The organism is Alsobacter sp. P4_H11 (genome assembly GCF_056400925.1).
In genome coordinates, this window is record NZ_JBFUKI010000012.1 from 88,051 (window position 1) to 107,478 (window position 19,428).

Annotated in this window: 20 protein-coding genes; 9 read left to right on the forward strand and 11 right to left on the reverse strand. The window is 68.5% G+C overall.

The features are described 5' to 3' along the window. Positions 1-4 precede the first annotated feature (4 nt). Positions 5-979 (forward strand): 2-dehydropantoate 2-reductase, encoded by a 975-nt coding sequence (locus AC1DSZ_RS19835; protein WP_476840073.1) that lies wholly within the window; start codon positions 5-7, stop codon positions 977-979. Between the two features lie 10 nt (positions 980-989). Further along, positions 990-1,760 carry a fumarylacetoacetate hydrolase family protein gene (locus tag AC1DSZ_RS19840; protein WP_476840074.1) on the forward strand — a complete coding sequence of 257 codons (771 nt, stop codon included), beginning with the start codon at positions 990-992 and terminating at the stop codon, positions 1,758-1,760. Positions 1,761-1,802: 42 nt separating this feature from the next. Here the strand turns inward: AC1DSZ_RS19840 and rpiB are convergent, their stop codons facing one another. From rpiB to AC1DSZ_RS19880, 8 genes are all read right to left on the reverse strand, one after another. Then, positions 1,803-2,249, reverse strand: coding sequence for a ribose 5-phosphate isomerase B (gene rpiB, locus AC1DSZ_RS19845; protein ID WP_476840075.1), 447 nt, complete (start codon positions 2,247-2,249; stop codon positions 1,803-1,805). Positions 2,250-2,317: 68 nt separating this feature from the next. Continuing rightward, the gene (locus tag AC1DSZ_RS19850; RefSeq protein WP_476840076.1) at positions 2,318-3,109 is read right to left on the reverse strand and encodes a transporter substrate-binding domain-containing protein; all 792 of its coding nucleotides are present in this window, start codon (positions 3,107-3,109) and stop codon (positions 2,318-2,320) included. A gap of 34 nt (positions 3,110-3,143) precedes the next feature. Beyond that, complete coding sequence (locus AC1DSZ_RS19855; protein WP_476840077.1) at positions 3,144-3,899, reverse strand: amino acid ABC transporter ATP-binding protein; 756 nt, start codon at positions 3,897-3,899, stop codon at positions 3,144-3,146. Further along, positions 3,899-4,567: an amino acid ABC transporter permease gene (locus AC1DSZ_RS19860; RefSeq protein ID WP_476840078.1), complete on the reverse strand. Its 669-nt coding sequence runs from the start codon at positions 4,565-4,567 to the stop codon at positions 3,899-3,901. The genes AC1DSZ_RS19855 and AC1DSZ_RS19860 overlap by 1 nt, the downstream gene beginning before the upstream one ends. Positions 4,568-4,577: 10 nt before the next feature. Beyond that, positions 4,578-5,261 (reverse strand): amino acid ABC transporter permease, encoded by a 684-nt coding sequence (locus AC1DSZ_RS19865; RefSeq protein WP_476840079.1) that lies wholly within the window; start codon positions 5,259-5,261, stop codon positions 4,578-4,580. Then, on the reverse strand, positions 5,258-6,163 hold the full coding sequence (locus tag AC1DSZ_RS19870; RefSeq protein WP_476840080.1) for an NAD(P)-dependent oxidoreductase: 906 nt from the start codon (positions 6,161-6,163) through the stop codon (positions 5,258-5,260). The genes AC1DSZ_RS19865 and AC1DSZ_RS19870 overlap by 4 nt, the downstream gene beginning before the upstream one ends. After that, positions 6,163-6,936, reverse strand: a complete 774-nt coding sequence (locus AC1DSZ_RS19875; protein ID WP_476840081.1) for a FadR/GntR family transcriptional regulator — start codon at positions 6,934-6,936, stop codon at positions 6,163-6,165. The genes AC1DSZ_RS19870 and AC1DSZ_RS19875 overlap by 1 nt, the downstream gene beginning before the upstream one ends. A gap of 102 nt (positions 6,937-7,038) precedes the next feature. Further along, positions 7,039-7,779, reverse strand: a complete 741-nt coding sequence (locus AC1DSZ_RS19880) for a FadR/GntR family transcriptional regulator (RefSeq protein ID WP_476840082.1) — start codon at positions 7,777-7,779, stop codon at positions 7,039-7,041. 137 nt (positions 7,780-7,916) lie between these two features. On the opposite strand from AC1DSZ_RS19880, the gene AC1DSZ_RS19885 reads away from it, so the two are divergent. From AC1DSZ_RS19885 to AC1DSZ_RS19905, 5 genes are all read left to right on the forward strand, one after another. Then, positions 7,917-8,945: a TRAP transporter substrate-binding protein gene (locus AC1DSZ_RS19885; RefSeq protein WP_476840083.1), complete on the forward strand. Its 1,029-nt coding sequence runs from the start codon at positions 7,917-7,919 to the stop codon at positions 8,943-8,945. Between the two features lie 9 nt (positions 8,946-8,954). Then, positions 8,955-10,805, forward strand: a complete 1,851-nt coding sequence (locus AC1DSZ_RS19890; RefSeq protein WP_476840084.1) for a TRAP transporter large permease — start codon at positions 8,955-8,957, stop codon at positions 10,803-10,805. A 1-nt stretch (position 10,806) separates the two neighbouring features. Then, positions 10,807-11,787, forward strand: a complete 981-nt coding sequence (locus AC1DSZ_RS19895; RefSeq protein ID WP_476840085.1) for an NAD(P)-dependent oxidoreductase — start codon at positions 10,807-10,809, stop codon at positions 11,785-11,787. 12 nt (positions 11,788-11,799) lie between these two features. Further along, complete coding sequence (locus tag AC1DSZ_RS19900) at positions 11,800-12,627, forward strand: amidohydrolase family protein (RefSeq protein WP_476840086.1); 828 nt, start codon at positions 11,800-11,802, stop codon at positions 12,625-12,627. A gap of 97 nt (positions 12,628-12,724) precedes the next feature. Further along, positions 12,725-14,347 carry an ABC-F family ATP-binding cassette domain-containing protein gene (locus tag AC1DSZ_RS19905; RefSeq protein ID WP_476840087.1) on the forward strand — a complete coding sequence of 541 codons (1,623 nt, stop codon included), beginning with the start codon at positions 12,725-12,727 and terminating at the stop codon, positions 14,345-14,347. A 19-nt stretch (positions 14,348-14,366) separates the two neighbouring features. Here AC1DSZ_RS19905 and AC1DSZ_RS19910 read toward each other — a convergent pair whose 3' ends face one another. The 3 genes from AC1DSZ_RS19910 to kduI all read right to left on the reverse strand — a co-directional run bounded on the left by AC1DSZ_RS19910 (position 14,367) and on the right by kduI (position 16,868). Further along, complete coding sequence (locus tag AC1DSZ_RS19910; protein ID WP_476840088.1) at positions 14,367-15,152, reverse strand: class I SAM-dependent methyltransferase; 786 nt, start codon at positions 15,150-15,152, stop codon at positions 14,367-14,369. A 109-nt stretch (positions 15,153-15,261) separates the two neighbouring features. Then, entirely contained in the window at positions 15,262-16,020 is a 759-nt protein-coding gene (kduD, locus tag AC1DSZ_RS19915; protein ID WP_476840089.1) for a 2-dehydro-3-deoxy-D-gluconate 5-dehydrogenase KduD, read from the reverse strand. 8 nt (positions 16,021-16,028) lie between these two features. Beyond that, positions 16,029-16,868 carry a 5-dehydro-4-deoxy-D-glucuronate isomerase gene (kduI, locus tag AC1DSZ_RS19920; RefSeq protein WP_476840090.1) on the reverse strand — a complete coding sequence of 280 codons (840 nt, stop codon included), beginning with the start codon at positions 16,866-16,868 and terminating at the stop codon, positions 16,029-16,031. 394 nt (positions 16,869-17,262) lie between these two features. Between kduI and AC1DSZ_RS19925 the strand changes: the two genes are divergently transcribed. Beyond that, positions 17,263-18,147, forward strand: coding sequence for a polysaccharide deacetylase family protein (locus tag AC1DSZ_RS19925; protein WP_476840091.1), 885 nt, complete (start codon positions 17,263-17,265; stop codon positions 18,145-18,147). A gap of 213 nt (positions 18,148-18,360) precedes the next feature. Then, complete coding sequence (locus AC1DSZ_RS19930) at positions 18,361-19,419, forward strand: TRAP transporter substrate-binding protein (RefSeq protein WP_476840092.1); 1,059 nt, start codon at positions 18,361-18,363, stop codon at positions 19,417-19,419. The last annotated feature ends 9 nt before the right edge of the window (positions 19,420-19,428 follow it).

The following is a 19,428-nucleotide window of genomic DNA, read 5'->3' on the forward strand; positions in this document are numbered from 1 at the left end:
CGCCATGAAGATCACAGTTTACGGCGCCGGCGCCATCGGCGGCTACATGGGGGCGCTGCTCTCCAAGGCCGGCGCGGAGGTCAGCTTCGTCGCCCGCGGCGCGCATCTCGACGCCATGCGACGCAACGGCGTGCGGGTGATCCGCGAAAACGAAGAGATCGTCGCCCGTCCGTTCTGCACGGACGATCCGGCCGAGCTCGGCCCGCAGGACTACGTGATCCTGGCCCTCAAGGCGCATTCGGTGCCGGGCGTGGTGGACGCCATGCAGCCTTTGCTCGGCAACGAGACCGGCATCGTCACCGCCGTGAACGGCATCCCGTACTGGTATTTCCACCGGCACGGCGGCGCGCTAGAAGGCACGACGCTGGAGAGCGTGGATCCGGGCGGCTCGCAATGGCGCAAGCTGGGCCCGGAGCGCGCCATCGGCTGCGTGGTCTACCCGGCGACCGAGGTGGTCGAGCCGGGCGTCATCCAGCACGTCTATGGCGACAAGTTCCCCATCGGCGAACCCACGGGCGAGCACACGGATCGGGTCGAGCGGTTCTCGGCCATGATGGGCTACGCCGGCCTGCGCGCGCCGGTGCTCGACAACATCCGCGACGAGATCTGGCTGAAGCTCTGGGGCAATCTGTGCTTCAACCCCATCAGCGCGCTCACGCACGCCACCCTGGACGTGATCTGCGAGGATCCCGGCACGCGGGCCGTCGCCAAGGCGATGATGCTCGAGGCCAAGGCCATTGGCGACGCCGTGGGGGTGAACTTCCGGGTCGACGTCGAGCGGCGCATCAACGGGGCCGGCGCGGTCGGCGCCCACAAGACCTCCATGCTGCAGGATCTCGAGCGCGGGCGGCCCATGGAGATCGACCCGCTCGTCTCGGTCGTGCAGGAGATGGGACGGCTGGTCGGCGTGCCCACTCCCACCCTCGACGTCGTTCTCGCGCTCGTCCGGCAGCGCGCCCAAACGGCCGTCAGGCACTGAGGACGGGCCCATGACGCACTGGATCCGCTACGCCCATGAGGGGCGCACGTCCTACGGAACGCTGGAGGGTGACGCCGTCCAGCCGCACCGCGGGGACCCGTTCACGGCCGCGGAGCCCGTCGGCGCGACGTTGCCGCTGGCTCGCGTCGACGTGCTCGCCCCGTCGCAGCCCACCAAGATCATTGCGCTTTGGAACAATTACCGCGCCCTGGCGGCGAAGCTGGGGCAGCCGACGCCGCAGGAGCCGCTCTACCTGCTGAAGGCGCCCACCACCGTGGCGCGGCCGGGCGCCGAGATCCGGCGGCCGCGCTTCTACGAGGGCCGCATCGTGTTCGAGGGCGAACTCGGCATCGTGATCGGCCGCGCCTGCAAGGACGCCGACGAGGACGAGGCCGGCCGCGCCATTCTGGGCTTCACCTGCGTCAACGACATCACGGCCGCCGATCTGCTGAACAAGGACCCGAGCTTCCCGCAATGGGCGCGCGCCAAGAGCTTCGACGGATTCTGCCCGTTTGGGCCCGCCATCGCGACGAATCTCGATCTGGACCGGGTCGTGATCCGGACCCGGCTGGACGGCGAGGAGCGGCAGAACTACCCGCTCTCCGACGCCGTGTTCCAGCCGGCCCGCCTCGTCAGCCTGCTGTCGCGCGACATGACGCTGCTGCCGGGCGACCTGATCTGCATGGGCACGTCGCTGGGGGTCGGCGCGATGAAAGGGCCGGTGAACCGCGTCGAAGTCTCGATCGACGGGATCGGAACCCTCAGCAACGTCCTCGCCTGAGCGGCGAGGACAACGCCCAGGCGCAGTGGCGCTCGATCGAAATCAGCCCTCGGCGTCCATGGCGTGCAGCATCTCGACCCGCCGACGGCAATCCTCGTCCGTGGAGAACTCGGCCTGCAGGTAGGAGGCGACGAGATCCTTCGCGAGCCAAGGCCCAATGATCTGCGCGCCGATGCACATGACGTTGACGTCGTCGTGCTCCACCGACTGGTGGGCCGAGTGGACATCGTGGCACACCGCCGCCCGGATGCCCTTCACCTTGTTGGCCGCGATCGACGCGCCCACGCCGGTGCCGCACACCATGATGCCGCGCTCGGCCTCGCCGGCCTTCAGCTTCCCGGTGAGTTCGCGCGCGATCACCGGGAAGTCCACCGGCTTGTCGTCGTGCGAGCCCACGTCCGTGACCTCGTGGCCGAGCGCCCGAACCTGCTCGATGACGGTTTGCTTGAGAATCCAGCCGGCGTGATCCGAACCGATGACGACTCGCATAGTGGTGTCCTGCCTTCTGATGGGGGGAATGGGCCGGCGCAACTCTGCGCGCCGGCCTGCGTGTCGCGTCAGCCGCGCATCTCGGGCGGCAGCTCGCTGCCGTGGAACTTCTTGTAGATCTCGTTGAGCTTGCCGTTCTTCAGGTTCGCGGCGATCCACTCGTTGAGCTTTTCGATCATCTTGGGCTCGCCCTGGCGCACCCCGATCGCGAGGTCGAAATTGCGGATCGGCACCTTGGGCTCGAACACCCGGCCGGGGTTCTTGACGCCGATCTGGTTCACGATCGTGGCCGAGGACGCGACGCAGTCCGCCTGGCCGGACACGGCGGCCGTCACCATCGTGGCGTCGTCGTCGAAGCGCGCGAGCTTCAGGTTGCGGTCCTTCATGTTGCTGAGCTCGGTGTCCTGCGTGGTGCCGCGCGACACCGCGATGGTCTTGTCCTTCAGGTCCGCCCAGTCCTTCACGGTGGCGCTCTTCAGGCAGCCGACCACCGATTGCAGCGCTGCGTAAGGCTTGGTGAAGTCGATCACCTTGGCGCGCTCGGGCGTGACCGACAGGGTCGAGACGATGATGTCGGCCTTGTTGGTCTGCACGTTTGGGATGCGGGTCGCGCCGGTGGTCTGGATCCACTCGATCTCCAGGCCCCAGTCCTTGGCCAGCAGCTGCGCGGTCTCCACGTCCGAGCCGGTCGGCTTCATGGCGGAATCCATCATGCCGGACGGCGGGATCGCCATGTCGGTCGCGATGCGGATCTTCTTGGCTTTCATGACGTCGTCGAGCAGGTCCGCCCGGGCCGCGCCCGAGGCCATCACGGTCATGCAGGCGGCCGCCACGGCGGCCATCAGGGTTGTCTTGAGCATCGTTTCTCTCCCTCTCGTGGTTCTTGTCAGGCCGTCACAGACCCGTTCCGATGAACTGGGCCAGTTCCGGAGTCGTGGGGGTCGTCAGCACCGCGGCGGTCCCGTGTTCGTGGACCTTGCCGCGGTGCATGAAGACGACCCGGTCGGCGATGCTGCGGGCGAAGCCCATCTCGTGGGTCACCATCACCATCGTCATGCCGTCGGCCGCGAGGCCTTCGATCACCTTCAGCACCTCACCGGTGAGTTCCGGGTCGAGCGCGGACGTCACCTCGTCGAACAGCATCACCTTCGGGCGCATGGCGAGCGACCGCGCGATGGCGGCGCGCTGTTGCTGGCCGCCGGACAACTGCTCGGGATAGTGCTGGATCTTGTCCGAGAGCCCCACCTGCGCGAGCGCGGCGCGGGCCTGCTCACGCGCCTCGGCCTTGGACGTCCCCTTCACGCAGGTCGGCGCAAGCGTAATGTTTTCCTCGATGGTGAGGTGCGGAAACAAATTGTAGCTCTGGAAGACGATGCCGACGTCCTGCCGCAGCGCGCGGAGGTCCAGGGCCGGGTCGTGGACCTTGCGGCCGCACACCACGATCTCGCCGCTGTCGATCGTCTCGAACCGGTCGATGCAGCGCAGCGCCGTGCTCTTGCCCGATCCGCTCCGGCCGATGATGCACAGCACGTCGCCCCGGGCGACGTCGAAGGTGACGCCGTCGAGCACCTTCAACGGCCCGAAGCTCTTGTGCACGTTCGTGAGCGCGACGACGGTGGCGCCCGTTGCGACGTTTGCGATGTCTGACATCAGGCGGTCTCGACGGAAAGGCGGGGCCGGCCCTGGCTGGCCTCGAGCCGTCGGCTGAGCCGTGACACGGGATAGCAAAGCGCGAAGTAGACCACCGCGATGATGAGGTAGATCAGGAAGGGCTCGAACAAGGCGTTGTTGATGATCTGCCCTGCCCTCGCGAGCTCGACGAAACCGACCACCGACGCCAGCGACGTGTTCTTGATGATCTGCACCATGAACCCGACGGTGGGCGGGGTCGCGATGCGCACCGCCTGGGGCAGGATCACCCGCATCATGCGCTGCGTCCGCGACAGGGCGAGGCCCTCGGCCGCCTCCCACTGCTGCTTCGGCACGGATTCGATGCAGCCGCGCCAGATCTCGCCGAGATAAGCCCCGACATAGACGGTGAGCGACACGGAAGCGGCCGTGAGCGGCGACACCGTGATCCCCAGCGGCGGCAAGCCGAAATAGGTCAGGAACATGATCACCAGGAGCGGCGTGCCCTGGATCAATTGCACATAGCCGGCCGCCAGGATCCGCACCGCACGCACGGGCGAGATGCGCGCCAGCGAGACCACGAAGCCCGCGAGCCCGCCGCCGACGAGCGCGATCAGCGACAGGCCGATCGTCCACAGCGCTCCATTGGCCAGGAAGGCCAAGTGATTGACGTTCAGGGAACCGCCCATGCCGCTCCCCTCACAACGGTGTGCCGAGGCGGCGGCGCCGCGGGAACATCACGAGGCCCAGCCCATAGAAGCCGGCCCGCATCACCAGCGACAGCGCCACATACGCGATCGCGACCAGGATGTAGGTCTCAAAGGCCCGGTAGGTGTCGGACTGGATGTAGTTGGCGACGGCCGTCAGCTCCTCGGCCGAGATCTGCGACGTGACCGAGGACGCCAGCATCAGCAGCACGAACTGGCTGGTCAGCGCCGGATAGACCTTCTCGATCGCGGGCAGCATCACGACGTGCCAGTAGATCTGCGTCCTGGACAGGGCCAGCCCTTCGGCGGCCTCGATCTGCGCCTTGGGAATGGCGTCGAAGCCGGCGCGGATGATCTCCGTCGTGTAGGCGCCGACATTGATGGTCAGCGCCGCCGCCGCCACCGTGAAGGCAGGGAACTTCACCCCGAGGCTCGCCAGCCCGAAGTAAACCAGGAAGATCTGCACCAGCAGCGGCGTGTTGCGGATGCTCTCGACATAAAACGCCGCGACCCGGGTCGCCACCGGATGGCCGCTGCGCCGCGCGATGGCGCCGAGCACCCCGATCGCTGTGCCCAGCACGGTCGCGATCACGGCGAGCTCCAGCGTCATGATCGCGCCCGAGACGAAGCTTGGCCAGCGTTCCAGGATCGCGCCGAAGTCGAGATTGATCTTCATGCGCCGGGTGTCCGGTTGGTCATCCGGTCATAGACCCGGAACAGCGCCTGGTTGCCGTTCGCGCCCTCGCCATGCGCCTTCGCCTCGACGTACTGGCTCGTCACCAGCGCGGTGCCGGGCAGCGGCACGGCGAGCGCCTGCGCCTGCTCCTGTACGAGGCGCAAGTCCTTGAGCATCAGGTCGATGCGGAAGCCCGCCGAGGCGTCGCCCGCGATCATGGCCGGCCCCAGCCGGTCCAGCATCCAGGACGAGGCCGAACCGCCCAGCAGCACTGTGCGCAGCTGGTCGAGGTCGACGCCCGAGGCGCGCCCGAGCGCCAGCGCCTCGCAGATGGCATGCAGGTTGATCGCGCAGACGAGCTGGTTGCAGAGCTTCACGGCCTGCCCGGCTCCGGCCGCGCCCACATGCGTGATGGTGGTCCCCATCGCGCGAAAGAACGGCTCGGCCCGCGCGAAAGCCTCCGCGTCGCCGCCCGCCATGATGGACAAAGCCGCGTTCTTGGCCCCGACGGGACCGCCCGACACCGGCGCGTCGATCAGCGCGACGCCAACCTTGGCGAGATCGGCATGCATGCGCCGCACCGCGACCGGCGAGATGGTGCTCATGTCCACCACGAGGCGGCCATCCGGCGGCGAGCCGAGGAGCCCGTTCTCGCCATACACCACCGCCTCCACATGCGGCGTGTCCGGCAGCATCGTGATCGCGATGTCGGCGCCGCGGGCCGCCTCGGCCGGACTGGCGCACGCGACGACGCCCCGCTCCGCCAGGCTCGCGACCGCAGCAGCGTCGACGTCGTAGCCGCGCACCGAGAAGCCGCCGGCGATGAGGTTGATCGCCATCTCGCGGCCCATCGTGCCGAGGCCGATAAAGGCCACGCAGCCGTTCTGCACACCGTCGTTCATCAGGCTTTCCGCTCTCTCATGGGTTGTCCGGCCGCGTCGTCGCGCTCGCCCAGCGCGGCGCGGCGGCGATAGTCGTCGCCGATCGCGAAGTGCTCGCGCAGGACCCGCTCGGCCGCATCCGCGTCGCGCGCCGCAACGGCGTCGAAGATCCGGCCGTGGTCCTCGATCAGGTAGGTCTTCATGGAGGCGAAGCTACGCAGCAACTCGCGGCGCTTGCGGTGCGAGATCATCAGGATTCCGGACAGCGAGTTGTGCAGCACGACCAGCGTCTCAGACTTGCCCGCGTCCACCAGCGTCCGGTGGAACTCGTAATCGGCCAGGCCGCCGAGGTCGGGATCGTCGATCGTCTCGATGATGCGGCCGAGCGCGGTGCGTAGTCGCTCGAGGTCCAGCACGGTGGCGCGCTGGGACGCGAGGCGCACGGCCTGGCATTCGATCGCGATGCGCGCCTGCATGACGTCGTCGATGAGTTCGGCGCGCTGCGCGAACGCGAAGGTGAAGAAGTCGTTCAGCACCGACAGGTCCGGCCGGCGCACGACGGTGCCGACCCGGTCGCGGATCTCCACCACGCCCAGCACCGTCAAGGCGCGCAACGCCTCGCGCAGAATCGGACGGCTCACGTCCAATTGCGCGGCGAGTTCGCGCTCGGGGATCAGGCGGTCGCCCGGACGGAGTGACCCGTCCAGCAGGCGCTCGCGCAAAAACGCGAACACCTTTTCGAACCCCTTGCCGTTGGCCTCCCCGAGCCGCGTGATTTCGAGATCAGCAGCCATGTGTTTTTACCGTGGTCAGACCAATAAACGAAACCACAGGCCGGCCGTCAAGTCGCAACCTGAGGTGGCGCCCTTCCGGTGCAAGGCTTCGGGCTGATGTTGCTAGGCCGGCGTGCGCGCAGATGTCCGCACCGGCGCGGGAGCGCGCAGCTTTTCGAGATCGCCGGCGGAGCTGTCGAGCAGCACCAGCGCGGCGGCCCGCGCCGCGTCGGGCTGCCGCGCCTGGATGGCCGTGAACACGGCCCGGTGTTCCGCCAGCGCGCGCTTGCGGTGGTCACCCTCCGCCGCGATCGTGAAGCTCTGGCGCGACGAAATCTCAAGCATCTGCGCGATGGGCCAGAACAGCTCGTTTCGGGTGGCGAGATAGATCGCCTTGTGGAACGCGATGTCGGCCTCCACGAAGGCGGCGTTGTCGGCGGCGTTGTCCATGCCGGCCAGCGCGGCCCCGATGGCGCCGCAATCCTCCGCCGTGGCCGCCTCCGCCGCGATGGCGGCGGCGGCCGGCTCCACCGCATAGCGCAGCGCGAACAGTTTTTGCAGGTAGGTGTCGACGTCCGTGGACGCGAGCCGCCAGCGCAGCACGTCGGGGTCGAGATGGCTCCAGGCTTCCGGCGGGCGCACCCGCGTCCCGCTCTTGGCGCGCGACTCGATGAGCCCCTTGCCGGCCAGCACGCGGATTGCCTCGCGCACCACCGGCCGGCTCACCTCCAGCATTTCGCAGATGCGCATCTCGGACGGCAGCAGCTCGCCGGGCGCGATCTCGCCCCGGATGATGCTCATGCCGATGCGGTCGGCGATCTGAGAATGGACGTTCCGGACGAGGCCCGTTGAGGTCTTGAACATGGTCCCGCATTGCGTGTGTTGGTCGTCACGACCAGGGTTGCGGCGCTCTGGAATCTAGTCTTACATTAAGCGCAGATGAAGTCGAAACGGACTCATCGTCGAGAGCGGGCGCGAGACCCGCCTCCGGAGGAAATATCATGACCGGACATCTCACGCGCCGCTCGCTGCTGCGCGCTTCCGCGCCCGTCGCCGCCAGCCTCGTCTTCGCCCCCGCCCTGATCGGCCGCGCCTCGGCGGCCACGATGAAGATGAAGCTCTCGTCCTCGCAGGCCAACGACCCGAAATACGCCAATGGCCGCGTGTTCTATGAGAACCTGATCAAGCACGTGAAGGGCAACGGCCTCGGCGAGCAGCTCGAGATCGCGTTTTTCCCGGACAACCAGCTCGGCCAGGAAATCGACGTCATCAACTCGGTGAAGCTCGGCGTCATCGACATGATGGTGTCGGGATCGTCGATCTCGGCCAACCTCGTGCCGCTCGTCGGCACTTTCGATCTCGGCTACCTTTTCTCCAGCTTCGAGCAGCAGACCAAGGCGTTCGACGCCGGCGCGGCCAAGCCGATCGAGGCGGCGCTGCTGAAGGGCGCCAACCTGCGCGTGATCGCGTGGGCCTATAATTTCGGCGCGCGCAGCGTCCTGGCCAAGAAGGCAGTGAAGACGCCGGAGGATCTCGCCGGCCTGAAGATCCGCACCTTGCCGAACCCGGTGATCACCGAGTGCCTGCGCCTGATGGGCGCGGCAGCCACGCCGCTCGCCTTCGGCGAGATCTACACCGGCCTGCAGGCCGGCGTGCTGGACGGGCTGGAGCATGATCCGCCGACCATCGTGGCGAGCAAGTTCTTCGAGACCGCCAAGTTCTACAGCCTGACCCAGCACAACTTCTCGCCGCTGGCGGTCTATTTCAGCGAGGCCACCTATGGCCGCATGGAGCCCAAGCTCCGCGACGGCTTCCTGGACGCGGCCCAGAAGGCCGCCGCCGACACCCGCACGCACGGCCTCGCGGTCGAGAAGGAAGCCCTCAAGGTGCTGGCCGACAAGGGCGTGACGGTGATCGACTGCGACCGCGAAGCCTTCCGAAAGCGCGTGGCGCCGCAGACCGAGAACTTCGTGAAGGCGCGGCCGGAGGCCAAGCCCATCGTGGACATGATCAAGTCCACCCAGAGCTAAGGACCCACCATGGAAGCCGCCATAGCGGGCCGCGTTGCGCGGCCCGGCGCGCGCAGCCTGCTGATGGCCACCGACGCGCTTGCGGCGGCCTTGCTGGCCGCCGACCTCTTCGTCGTCATCGGCTCCGTTCTGGCCCGCTCGCTGTTCAACGCGCCGGTGGAATGGGCCGACGACGTGGCCCGCGGGCTCATGGTGGGCTCCAGCTTCTTCGGCGCGGCGAGCGCGGTGGCGCGCGGCGAGAACCCGGGCGTCGCTTTCTTCGTCGACAAGCTCCCCGAGGCGGCGCGGCGCGTGGCGGACTCGGCCGGCGCCATCCTGGTCACGATCATCGCCGCCTATGCGGCCTGGAACGCACTGCGGCTCGGCTGGCTCACCACGGGCCAGACCACCGGCTCCGGCCTGCCGCTGGAGTGGACGTTCTACCCGATGGGGGCCGGCGCGGCCTGCATGGCGGTGTTCGCCGCCGAGATCGCGCTGCGCCGCAACGCGCGCGACATCGCGGCCGGGCTGATCGTGATCCTGGCGGCCGCCTGTGCGTTCATGGCCTGGGACGCGCTGTCGCCCGACACCGTCCCCTCCCCGCGCACCTTCATGCTGCTCGGCTTCGTGCTCACGCTCATGGGCGGCCTGCCGATCGGCTTTGCGCTGGCGCTCGCGGCGCTGATCTACATCTGGGTGGAAGGCGCGCTGCCGGGCGTCATCTTCGCCCAGCAGATGGCGCGCGGCATCGACAACTTCGTGCTGCTCGCGATCCCGTTCTTCATCCTGGTCGGCTACCTCATGGAGGCGAACGGCATGTCCGTGCGCCTCATCGAGCTGCTGCAGCGCATGGTCGGGCGTATGCGCGGCGGCCTCAACGTCGTGATGGTCGCCTCCATGGTGCTGTTTTCCGGCATCTCGGGCTCCAAGATGGCGGACGTCGCAGCCGTAGGTTCCGTGCTGATCCCGGCCGCCCGCAAGTCGCGCCAGAACCCCGGTCAGGCCGTGGCGCTTTTGGCCGCCTCGGCCGTGATGGCCGAAACCATCCCGCCTTGCATCAACCTCATCATCCTCGGCTTCGTCGCAAACCTGTCTATCGGCGGGCTGTTCATGGCCGGCCTCCTGCCCGCCGGCCTGATGGCGGCGGCGCTGATCGCGGTCTCGATCCTGTTCGGGACCAAGGCGGCGGATGCGACCGAAATCCTGCCCAAGGGCGACGCCCGGCGCATGTGGCTCGGCGCGATCGTGTCCTTCGGGCTGATCGCGATGATCTTCGTCGGCTTCAAGACCGGCTTCGCCACAGCCACCGAGATCTCGGCCTTCGCGGCGCTCTACGCCATCGTGGTCGGGGCGGCGGTGTTCCGCGAACTCTCCTTCGCGCAGGCGGCGCGCTGCTTCGTCTATGCGGCGAACCGGTCCGGCCTCGTGCTGTTCATCGTCGCCGCCGCCCAGTCGCTCGCCTTCGTGCTGACGCTGCAGCAGGTGCCCCACATGGTCGCCGAAGCCATGGTGACGCTGTCGCATTCCACCGGCGTGTGGCTTTTCATGCTGCTGTCGATCGGCATCCTGATCATCATGGGGTCGGTTCTGGAGGGCGCGGCCGCGCTGATCATCTTCGGGCCGCTGCTGATGCCGGTCGCGACGCAGCTCGGCATCGCGCCGCTGCATTTCGGCGTGGTGCTGGTGATCGCGATGGGCATCGGCCTCTTCGCGCCGCCGCTCGGGCTGGGGCTCTATGGCGCGTGCCTCATCGGCAACGTGCCCATCGAGCAGACCATCAAGCCGATCATGGGCTACCTGGCGCTGCTGTTCCTCTGCCTGCTGCTCATCGCCTTCATCCCGGGGATCAGCCTGTGGCTCCCCCACGCGTTCGGGTACTGACATGCGCATCCTGCTCACGCACACGCCGCAGGCCCGCGCGCAATATTACGGCGACCGCGCCCTCGCGGCGCTGCGCGCTCAGGGCGACGTGACGCTGCACGAGGGCGACGAGCCTCTGGGCGCTCAGGCTCTGATCCGCGCCGCCCGAGACGTCGACCTCATCGTGGCCGACCGCATGACCGAAGGGCGCGGCGAAATCTTCGCCGCCCTGCCCCGCCTGCGCGCCATGCTCCGCGTCGCGGTGGACATCCGCAACATCGACGTGGCGGCCGCCACGGCCGCCGGCGTGCTGGTCACGCGCGCCAAGCCCGGCTTCATGGCCGCGGTGTCCGAGATGGCGCTCGGCTACATGGTGGACTGCGCCCGAGGCATATCGCGCACCACGGCGGACTACCACGCCGGACGCGCGCCCGAGATCAGCATGGGCCGGCAACTCAGCGGCGCGACGGCCGGCATCGTCGGCTACGGCGCCATCTCACGCCATCTCGCCCCGATCCTCGCGGCGATCGGCATGACCGTGCTGGTGCATGATCCCTACGCGACCGTGGACGATGCGCGTTTCGCTCAGGTGAGCCGCGAAGAACTGCTGCGCCGCTCCGACTTCGTGATCTGCCTTGCGGTCGCGACGCCCGAAACCGAGAACCTCTTCGACGCCGCCGCCTTCGCGGCCATGCGCCGGGACGCGTTCTTTCTCAACCTGTCGCGCGGCAACCTCGTGGACGAGGCCGCGCTGGCGCACGCGTTGCGAACGGGCGTCATCGCCGGAGCCGCCATGGATGTCGGGCGCGCGCCGGACCAGATGCCCTCGCCCGAGCTTGCGCGCCTGCCCAACGTGGTCGCGACTCCCCACACCGGCGGCCTCGTCCCGCAGGCGATCGAGTCGCAGGCCTTCGACACGGTCCGGCAGGTGGAGGCCATTCTGGCCGGCGCCGTCCCGGAGGGCGCCGTCAACGCCGACGCCTGGACCCGCAAGCCCGCCTGAACTGGATTTCCAATGACTAACGCCCCGAAGCTCCAGGCGCCAGCCGGGGCCTGCGACTGTCACCTCCATATCTACGACGCCGCCTTCCCGACGGCAGCTACGGCCGTGTCGCCCGGCCCCGCATGGGCGACCGTGGCGGCCTACCAGACGGTCCAGCGGCGCCTCGGCCTCGAGCGCGGCGTTGTGGTCCAGCCCACCGCCTATGGCTTCGACAATCGCTGCACCGTCGACGCCATCGCGGCGCTCGGCCCGGAGCGGACGCGCGGCGTCGCGGTGATCGGGGCCGACATCGAGGAGGCTGAGCTGCGCCGGCTCACGCAGGCGGGCATCCGCGGCGCGCGGTTCCAAATGCTGCCAGGCGGGGTCGTCCCCTGGGACGACCTGGAGCCCGTCGCGGCCAAGATCGCCGCCCATGGCTGGCACATCCAGCTGCAGATGGATGGCCGCCTCCTGCCCGAGCGCGAGGCCATGCTGCGCGGCCTGCCCTGCCCGCTCGTGATCGACCACGTGGGCAAGTTCCTGGAGCCGCCGGCGCTCGACCACCCCGGCGTCTCGACCCTGCTCCGGCTGCTGGACGCAGGCCGCACATGGCTGAAGCTCAGCGGCCCCTACGAGGTCTCGCGGGTCGGCGCCCCCGGCTACGACGACGTCGCGGCCATCGCCAAAGCGTGCGTCCAGGCCGCGCCTGAGCGCATGCTGTGGGCCAGCAACTGGCCGCATGTCTCCGTCCAACAAGGGCCGGACGACGCCGCGATGCTCGATCTTCTGCTCGATTGGGCGACGCCCGAGCAGCGCGACATGATCCTGGTGCGCAATCCGGCGGTCGTTTACGGCTTCTGAGGCGCGAAAACCCGCAATGTTGCACTGCGGCCCTGCCGCCGCCCTCATTCCTGTGGCATAGGACGCGCCAAATCCATTTCGGAAGCCGCGCCCGCCCATGATCCGCCTCGAGAACATCAGCAAGCAGAACGGTCACCAGATCCTCTTCATTGAGGCTTCGGCGGCGCTCCAGAAGGGCGAGAAGATCGGCCTCGTCGGTCCCAACGGCGCGGGCAAGACCACGCTGTTTCGCATGATCAACGGCCAGGAGCGGCCGGACGAGGGCCAGGTCGCGGTCGATCGCGGCATAACGATCGGCTATTTCAGCCAGGACGTCGGCGAGATGGCGGGCCGCAGCGCGGTCGCCGAAGTGATGGACGGCGCCGGGCCGGTCAGCGAGGTCGCGGCCGAGCTGCGCGAGCTCGAAGCCGCCATGGGCGACCCTGATCAGGCTGACCAGCTCGACGACATCATCGCCCGCTACGGCGACGCGCAGGCCCGCTTCGAGGAGCTCGACGGCTACGCGCTGGACGGCCGCGCCCGCGAGGTGCTGGCGGGCCTCAGCTTTACCGAAGAGATGATGGACGGCGACGTCGGCGCGCTCTCGGGCGGCTGGAAAATGCGCATCGCGCTCGCCCGCATCCTGCTGATGCGCCCGGACGTGATGCTGCTCGACGAGCCGAGCAACCATCTCGACCTCGAGAGCCTGATCTGGCTCGAAACCTTCCTGAAGGGCTTCGACGGCGCGCTGCTGATGACCTCGCATGATCGCGAGTTCATGAACCGCATCGTCAACAAGATCGTCGAGATCGACGGCGGCTCGCTGACCACCTTCTCGGGCGACTACGCCTTTTACGAGCAGCAGCGCGCGCTGAACGAGAAACAGCAGCAGGCCCAGTTCGAGCGCCAGCAGGCCATGCTGGCCAAGGAGATCAAGTTCATCGAGCGCTTCAAGGCCCGCGCGTCGCACGCCGCGCAGGTGCAGAGCCGCGTCAAGAAGCTGGACAAGATCGAACGCGTCGAGCCGCCGCGCCGGCGCCAGACTATCTCGTTCGACTTCCCGCCCGCGCCCCGCTCAGGCGAGGACGTGGTCAGCCTCAAGAAGGTCGCCAAGCGCTACGGCGATCGCAGCATCTACGACAGCCTCGACTTCCAGATCCGCCGCCGCGAGCGTTGGTGCGTCATGGGCGTGAACGGCGCGGGCAAGTCGACGCTGCTGAAGCTCATCACCGGCAGCACGGAGCCGGACGACGGCGCGGTGACGATCGGCGGGGCCGTGAAGCTCGGCTACTTCGCCCAGCACGCCATGGAGGTGCTGGACGGCGAGCGCACCGTGTTCCAGACGCTGGAAGACGCCTTCCCTCAGGCCGGCCAGGGCTCGCTGCGCGCGCTCGCGGGCTGCTTCGGCTTTTCGGGCGACGACGTCGAGAAGCGCTGCCGCGTGCTCTCGGGCGGCGAGAAGGCCCGGCTTGTGATGGCCAAGATGCTCTACGACCCGCCGAACTTCCTGGTGCTGGACGAGCCCACCAACCATCTCGACATCGCCACCAAGGAGATGCTGATCACGGCGCTCTCCGAGTACGAAGGCACCATGCTGTTCGTCTCGCATGACCGCCACTTCCTGGCGGCGCTCTCCAACCGCGTGCTGGAACTGACGCCCGAAGGCATTCACCAATATGGCGGCGGCTACACCGAGTATGTCGCCCGCACCGGCCAGGAAGCGCCGGGGCTGCGCAGCTGATTACAGCCTGCGGCCGGGCTCAGGCGGGCTTGGTGGCCTTGATCGCGTTGGCTCGCGCGGTGCGCGTCACCGGCCCGTCGCCTTCGCCGGGATAGTGGCCGCGCACGCGCTCCTTCACGGCGTTCATCGCCTGGGCGCCGACCTGCTCGGCCACGATCGTGAGGCTCGATCCGAGCAGGCTCGTGGCGAACCAATCGTCGAAATTCTCGAACCTCCGCTGCCCCGTGATCTCCACGGTCTCGATCCCGGTCAGCCCGGCGTCGGCGAAAAGCTGGCGCAGCGGCTCCATCGCCGAAATCGGCGCGCTTGGCGGCATCGGCGGCGTGATCCCGCCGGCCCGCAATTCCTGCCCGATGGCGGCGTGCGGCAGCCCTCCCCCGGGGATGTTCCACATATAGGCGCAGACGAGCCCGCCCGGCCTGGTGACGCGCACCATCTCGGCGACAGCCTTGGCGGGATCGGGCACGAAGAACAGCACCAAAGCGGCCACGGCCGCGTCGAATGCGCCGTCCGGGTAGGGAAGCGCCATCGCGTCGCCGAGCTGGAATTCCGCCCCGGCCGCCCCGGCGCGATCGCGTGCATAGGCCAGTTGCTCGGGCGAGGGATCGACGCCCTGCACGGAGGCAGGCGCGCAGCGCCGCATGAGCAGTTCGGTGGAAGCGCCGTTGCCGCAGCCGACATCGACCCAGCGGAGCCCCGGCGGGGGCGCCACCCAGTCGATGAACTGCTCGCCGACGATGCGGCTCCAGGTCCCCATCATCTTCTCGTAGGCGGCGCCGTCATCGAAGCGGATCTGGCCGGACATGGAGCCCTCCCCTCGGCCGTCACCCGCAGGTGAAGCCTCGCGTGTAGGAAGCGTCCGCCTTTTCGCTTTGGCTGTCCAGCCCGGCCGCGTGGCGACGGAGCCCGCGCCGCTATCGCGCCAGCCAGCCGCCGTCGACCGGCAACACGACCCCGTGCACATAGGCGGCAGCCTTGGACGCCAGGAACACCGCCGCGCCTCCGATGTCGGAGGGCTCGCCCCAGCGCCCGGCCGGGATGCGCGCCAGAATCTGCTCGCTGCGGACCGGGTCCTCGCGCAACGCCTCGGTGTTATTGGTCACGAAGTATCCAGGCGCGATGGCGTTGACGTTCACGCCCTTGCCGGCCCACTCGCAGGCCAGCAGGCGCGTGAGGCCCGCAAGGCCGCTCTTGGAGGCCGTGTAGGACGGAATGCGGATGCCGCCCTGGAAGGACAGCAGCGACGCGATGTTGATGATGCGTCCGCCGCCCTCGCGGCCAAGCATGTGCCGGGCGACCGCCTGGGACAGGAAGAAGCCGGACTTCAGGTTGACGTTCATGACGTCGTCCCAGTCCTGCTCGGTGAAGTCGATCGAGTCCGCGCGCCGGATAATGCCGGCGTTGTTCACCAGCACGTCGATGCGCCCGCGCCAGGCGAGCGTCTCGGCGACGATGCGGGCCACCGGCTCCGTAGAGCCGAGATCGGCGGTGATCTCCAGAAACGGCGCCCCAGCCGCCTCCACCATGGCCTGCGTCTGCGCCATCGACGAGCGGCCGACCGCCGCGATCGCCGCGCCGGCTTGAGCGAGCGCCACCGCGATGCCCTGGCCGATGCCCGTGTTGGCCCCGGTCACGATGGCGGTCTGGCCCGAAAGGTCGAACAGGTCCTGCATGGCGCCGCTCACCGCAGCTCGGACATGGGCACCATGTCCATGTCGGTGAAGTCCTGGTTGTCGCCCGCCATCGCCCAGATGAAGCCGTAGCTCGCGGTGCCGACGCCGGCATGGATCGACCAGCCCGGCGACAGGATCGCCTGCTCGTTCGCGACCACGAGGTGGCGGGTCTCGGTGGGCTCGCCCATCATGTGGAACACCCGCTGGTCCTCAGGCACGTCGAAATAGAGGTAGACCTCCGAGCGCCGGTCATGCGTGTGGCACGGCATCGTGTTCCAGACGCTCCCGGGCGTGAACAGCGTCATCCCGGCGACGAGCTGGCAGGTGGGCAACACGTCGGGGTGGATGATCTGGTGAATCACCCGCTTGTTCGCCGAGGTCTCGGCGCCCAGCGGCACCATGCGGGCCTCGGAGAGCGCGACCTTGCGGGTCGGGTGCGTCGCATGCGCGGGCGCGCTGAGCAGGTAGAACTTGGCCGGCGCGGCGGCGTCGGCGCTCTCGAAGCGCACGTCGTCGGCTCCCATGCCCACATAGAGGCTGTCGCGCGGGCCGATCTCGTACACGGTCCCGTCCACGGTGATGCGCCCGGCGCCGCCGATGTTGATCGCCGCCAGCTCGCGCTTCGCCAGGAACGTCTTCTGGCCGATGGGCTTGGACGTCTCGAGCTTCAACGCCCCGCTGGTCGGCATCGCGCCACCCAGCACGAAGCGGTCGATGTGGCTGTAGGTCAGCGCGATTTCGCCCGGGACGAACACGGTCTCGACCAGGAAATGGTGGCGGAGTTCGTCGGTGTCGAAATAGCGGACGGCCTCGGGGTGGCAGACCTGGCGCACGTCGATTTCGGTCATGGATCAGCTTTCTTTCAGGGGGCGAACCGGTTTAGGCGCGGTGCAAACCAGTCCGTCGTCGTTACACGCGACCGCTTTATCATGGGGGCGCCGGGCGGGGCGAGGCAATCGGCGGGAGAAACGCTGCGGCGTCGTCCGCCCGCACAGTCGCGCGGGGCGGCGCGTCCCGATCGGGCACGGCTTCGTTAATGCGCGGCTCGTTGGGCGCCGCTTTCCGGCCGGGCGGGTGGTTCGGACCTGAGGCTGGGCGGTGCGGCTCAGTGATTCGTGCGTCCTTCGTTCCTCCTCCAGCCCAATCCTTAACGGCCGTCCGACCCCGACCCGGCAAGCAGCCGGCGAGCGGCGTCTGGCCCTGATCCTGCAACGCGCCGGAGCCCCCTGGAGGAGATCCCGCGTGAAGATCCTGCGCAGCCATGACCGCTACCCGTTCTGGCCGATCACCGAGGCCCCGCCCTTTCGCTGGCCGCGCGGCGAAGGGCTCGCGTTTTACGCGGCGCTCAATCTCGAACATTACGCGTGGGGCGAAGGCATGCTCGACGAGCTGGTGCCGCAAAGCCCGGCGCCTGATGTCCTGAACCACTCCTGGCTGGAATGGGGAAACCGCGTGGGCGCCTGGCGGCTCCTGGAAATGTTCCGTGAGCTCGGGCTGCCTCTGACCGTGCTGGTGAACGCCGCCGTCTACCAGGGCGCGCCCGGCTTGGTGGAGGCCTTTCGCGCGGCCGGCTGCGAGATCGCCGCGCATGGCCGCACCAACGCCGAGCGCCAGGCCGATCTCGGGCCGGACGGCGAAGCCGCCCTGATCGCCGAGGCCACGGCCGAAATCGCCCAACAGGAAGGCGCGCCGCCCCGCGGCTGGCTGGGTCCGTGGATTTCGGAAAGCGAGCACACGCCCGACCTGCTCAAGGAAGCCGGCTATCGCTACGTGCTGGACTGGTGCGCGGACGACCGACCCATCCCGCTCGCCACCAGGGCCGGCCCGCTGCTGTCGGTCCCCTACCCGCAGGAGGCCAACGACGCCAACGCGATCGTGGTGCGCCGCATGACCGCGGACGCCTTCGCGGACGTGATCGTCGACCAGTTCGACGAGATGCTCAGGCAGGCGCCCGGCAACGCGCTGGTCTGCCCCGTCTCGCTGCATCCCCACGTCACCGGGCAGGCGCACAGGCTGAAGCATCTGCGGCGGGCGCTGTCGCATGTGGCCGCACAACGCGATCGGATCTGGGCGACGCGCGCCGGCGACATCGCCGAGGTCGCGATCGCGGGCTACGGCATCGGTTGATCGTAGGCGCTTTTCTCCACCAGCCGCCCCAATGAGGGCGCCCTGCATACGATTAGAGCAGAAATCGCACACGATGGGCTGGCGCGATCGTATCCGGGGCGCTCTGGCCAAGCGCCCGCAGCCGCGCGCAATCGGTTCGGGCTGGGCTTAACCTTGGCACGAACCGTGCGTAGCCCGGGCCATAACCCGTCGCACCAAGCCGGAGCCCAACCCATGACCCCTGCCCGCTTCAGCCGCCCCGCGGCGCTCGCCGCACTCCTGCTGGCGGGCAGCCTGTCCGCAGCCTCCGCCCAGGCGCCGACGACGATGCGGATCGCCGGCAACTTCTCGTCCAGCGTGGCGCATTCGGAAGGCATCGAGCGGCCGTTCTTCGCCGGCTTGCCCGCCGCGACCGGCCTGCCGCTGACCATCAACTTCAACCCCATGGACGTCGTGAACGTGAAGGCGGACGACGCCTTGCGCCTGCTGCGCTCCGGCGCCTTCGACGTGATGTCGGTGCAGATCGGCCAGGCCTCGCGCGACGACCCGTTCTTCGAGGGCATCGACCTCGCGGGCGTGTCCACCAACTTCCCGGACCTGCGCAAGGCCATCGACGCCTACCGGCAGGTGTTCGACGAGCGGCTGCAGAAGAAATTCAACGCCAAGGTGCTGACGCTCTGGCCCTTCGGCCCGCAGGTGTTCTACTGCCGCAAGCCGGTCGCCTCGGTGGCCGACTTCAACGGCCTGAAGATCCGCAGCTTCACCCCCACCATGTCGGCCATGCTGCAGAAGCTCGGCGCGACGCCGGTGACGCTGTCCTTCAGCGAGGTCTACACCTCTCTCGGCAGCGGCGTGGTGGATTGCGGCGTCACCTCGCCGAACTCCGGCAACACCGGCAAATGGCCGGAGGTGACCACCCACTACATCCCGCTCGCGGTGTCGGGCTCCGTCCAGGGCCACTTCATCAACCTGGCCTACTGGAACAAGTTCAGCCCCGCCGAGCAGGCCAAGATCGAGGCGGCCTTCAAGACGCTCGAGCAGAAGATGTGGGACTACGCCGTCACCGGCACCGAGGATTCGCAGAGCTGCAACACCGGCGGCCCGTGCAAGAACGGCCAGCCCTTCAAGATGACGCTCGTGACGCCCACCGCCGATGACGCCGCCAAGATCGCGGCCGCCTCCGCGGCGAGCGCTCTCCCGCTCTGGCGCGACGCCTGTAACAAGATCGACCCGCAATGCTCGGCGACCTGGAACGCCACCGTCGGGGCCGCGCGCGGCCTCAAGATCGACTGACGCTCCAGA

Excerpts from the sequence above, each read along its gene's own strand:
- AC1DSZ_RS19910 (WP_476840088.1), bottom strand. The coding sequence starts at position 15,152 with ATGTCCGGCCAGATCCGCTTCGATGACGGCGCCGCCTACGAGAAGATG.
- AC1DSZ_RS19880 (WP_476840082.1), bottom strand. The coding sequence starts at position 7,779 with ATGTTCAAGACCTCAACGGGCCTCGTCCGGAACGTCCATTCTCAGATC.
- AC1DSZ_RS19860 (WP_476840078.1), bottom strand. The coding sequence starts at position 4,567 with ATGGGCGGTTCCCTGAACGTCAATCACTTGGCCTTCCTGGCCAATGGA.
- AC1DSZ_RS19850 (WP_476840076.1), bottom strand. The coding sequence starts at position 3,109 with ATGCTCAAGACAACCCTGATGGCCGCCGTGGCGGCCGCCTGCATGACC.
- AC1DSZ_RS19905 (WP_476840087.1), top strand. The coding sequence starts at position 12,725 with ATGATCCGCCTCGAGAACATCAGCAAGCAGAACGGTCACCAGATCCTC.
- AC1DSZ_RS19835 (WP_476840073.1), top strand. The coding sequence starts at position 5 with ATGAAGATCACAGTTTACGGCGCCGGCGCCATCGGCGGCTACATGGGG.
- AC1DSZ_RS19895 (WP_476840085.1), top strand. The coding sequence starts at position 10,807 with ATGCGCATCCTGCTCACGCACACGCCGCAGGCCCGCGCGCAATATTAC.
- AC1DSZ_RS19875 (WP_476840081.1), bottom strand. The coding sequence starts at position 6,936 with ATGGCTGCTGATCTCGAAATCACGCGGCTCGGGGAGGCCAACGGCAAG.
- AC1DSZ_RS19885 (WP_476840083.1), top strand. The coding sequence starts at position 7,917 with ATGACCGGACATCTCACGCGCCGCTCGCTGCTGCGCGCTTCCGCGCCC.
- AC1DSZ_RS19870 (WP_476840080.1), bottom strand. The coding sequence starts at position 6,163 with ATGAACGACGGTGTGCAGAACGGCTGCGTGGCCTTTATCGGCCTCGGC.
- AC1DSZ_RS19930 (WP_476840092.1), top strand. The coding sequence starts at position 18,361 with ATGACCCCTGCCCGCTTCAGCCGCCCCGCGGCGCTCGCCGCACTCCTG.
- AC1DSZ_RS19900 (WP_476840086.1), top strand. The coding sequence starts at position 11,800 with ATGACTAACGCCCCGAAGCTCCAGGCGCCAGCCGGGGCCTGCGACTGT.
- kduI (WP_476840090.1), bottom strand. The coding sequence starts at position 16,868 with ATGACCGAAATCGACGTGCGCCAGGTCTGCCACCCCGAGGCCGTCCGC.
- AC1DSZ_RS19865 (WP_476840079.1), bottom strand. The coding sequence starts at position 5,261 with ATGAAGATCAATCTCGACTTCGGCGCGATCCTGGAACGCTGGCCAAGC.
- kduD (WP_476840089.1), bottom strand. The coding sequence starts at position 16,020 with ATGCAGGACCTGTTCGACCTTTCGGGCCAGACCGCCATCGTGACCGGG.
- AC1DSZ_RS19840 (WP_476840074.1), top strand. The coding sequence starts at position 990 with ATGACGCACTGGATCCGCTACGCCCATGAGGGGCGCACGTCCTACGGA.
- AC1DSZ_RS19855 (WP_476840077.1), bottom strand. The coding sequence starts at position 3,899 with ATGTCAGACATCGCAAACGTCGCAACGGGCGCCACCGTCGTCGCGCTC.
- AC1DSZ_RS19890 (WP_476840084.1), top strand. The coding sequence starts at position 8,955 with ATGGAAGCCGCCATAGCGGGCCGCGTTGCGCGGCCCGGCGCGCGCAGC.
- rpiB (WP_476840075.1), bottom strand. The coding sequence starts at position 2,249 with ATGCGAGTCGTCATCGGTTCGGATCACGCCGGCTGGATTCTCAAGCAA.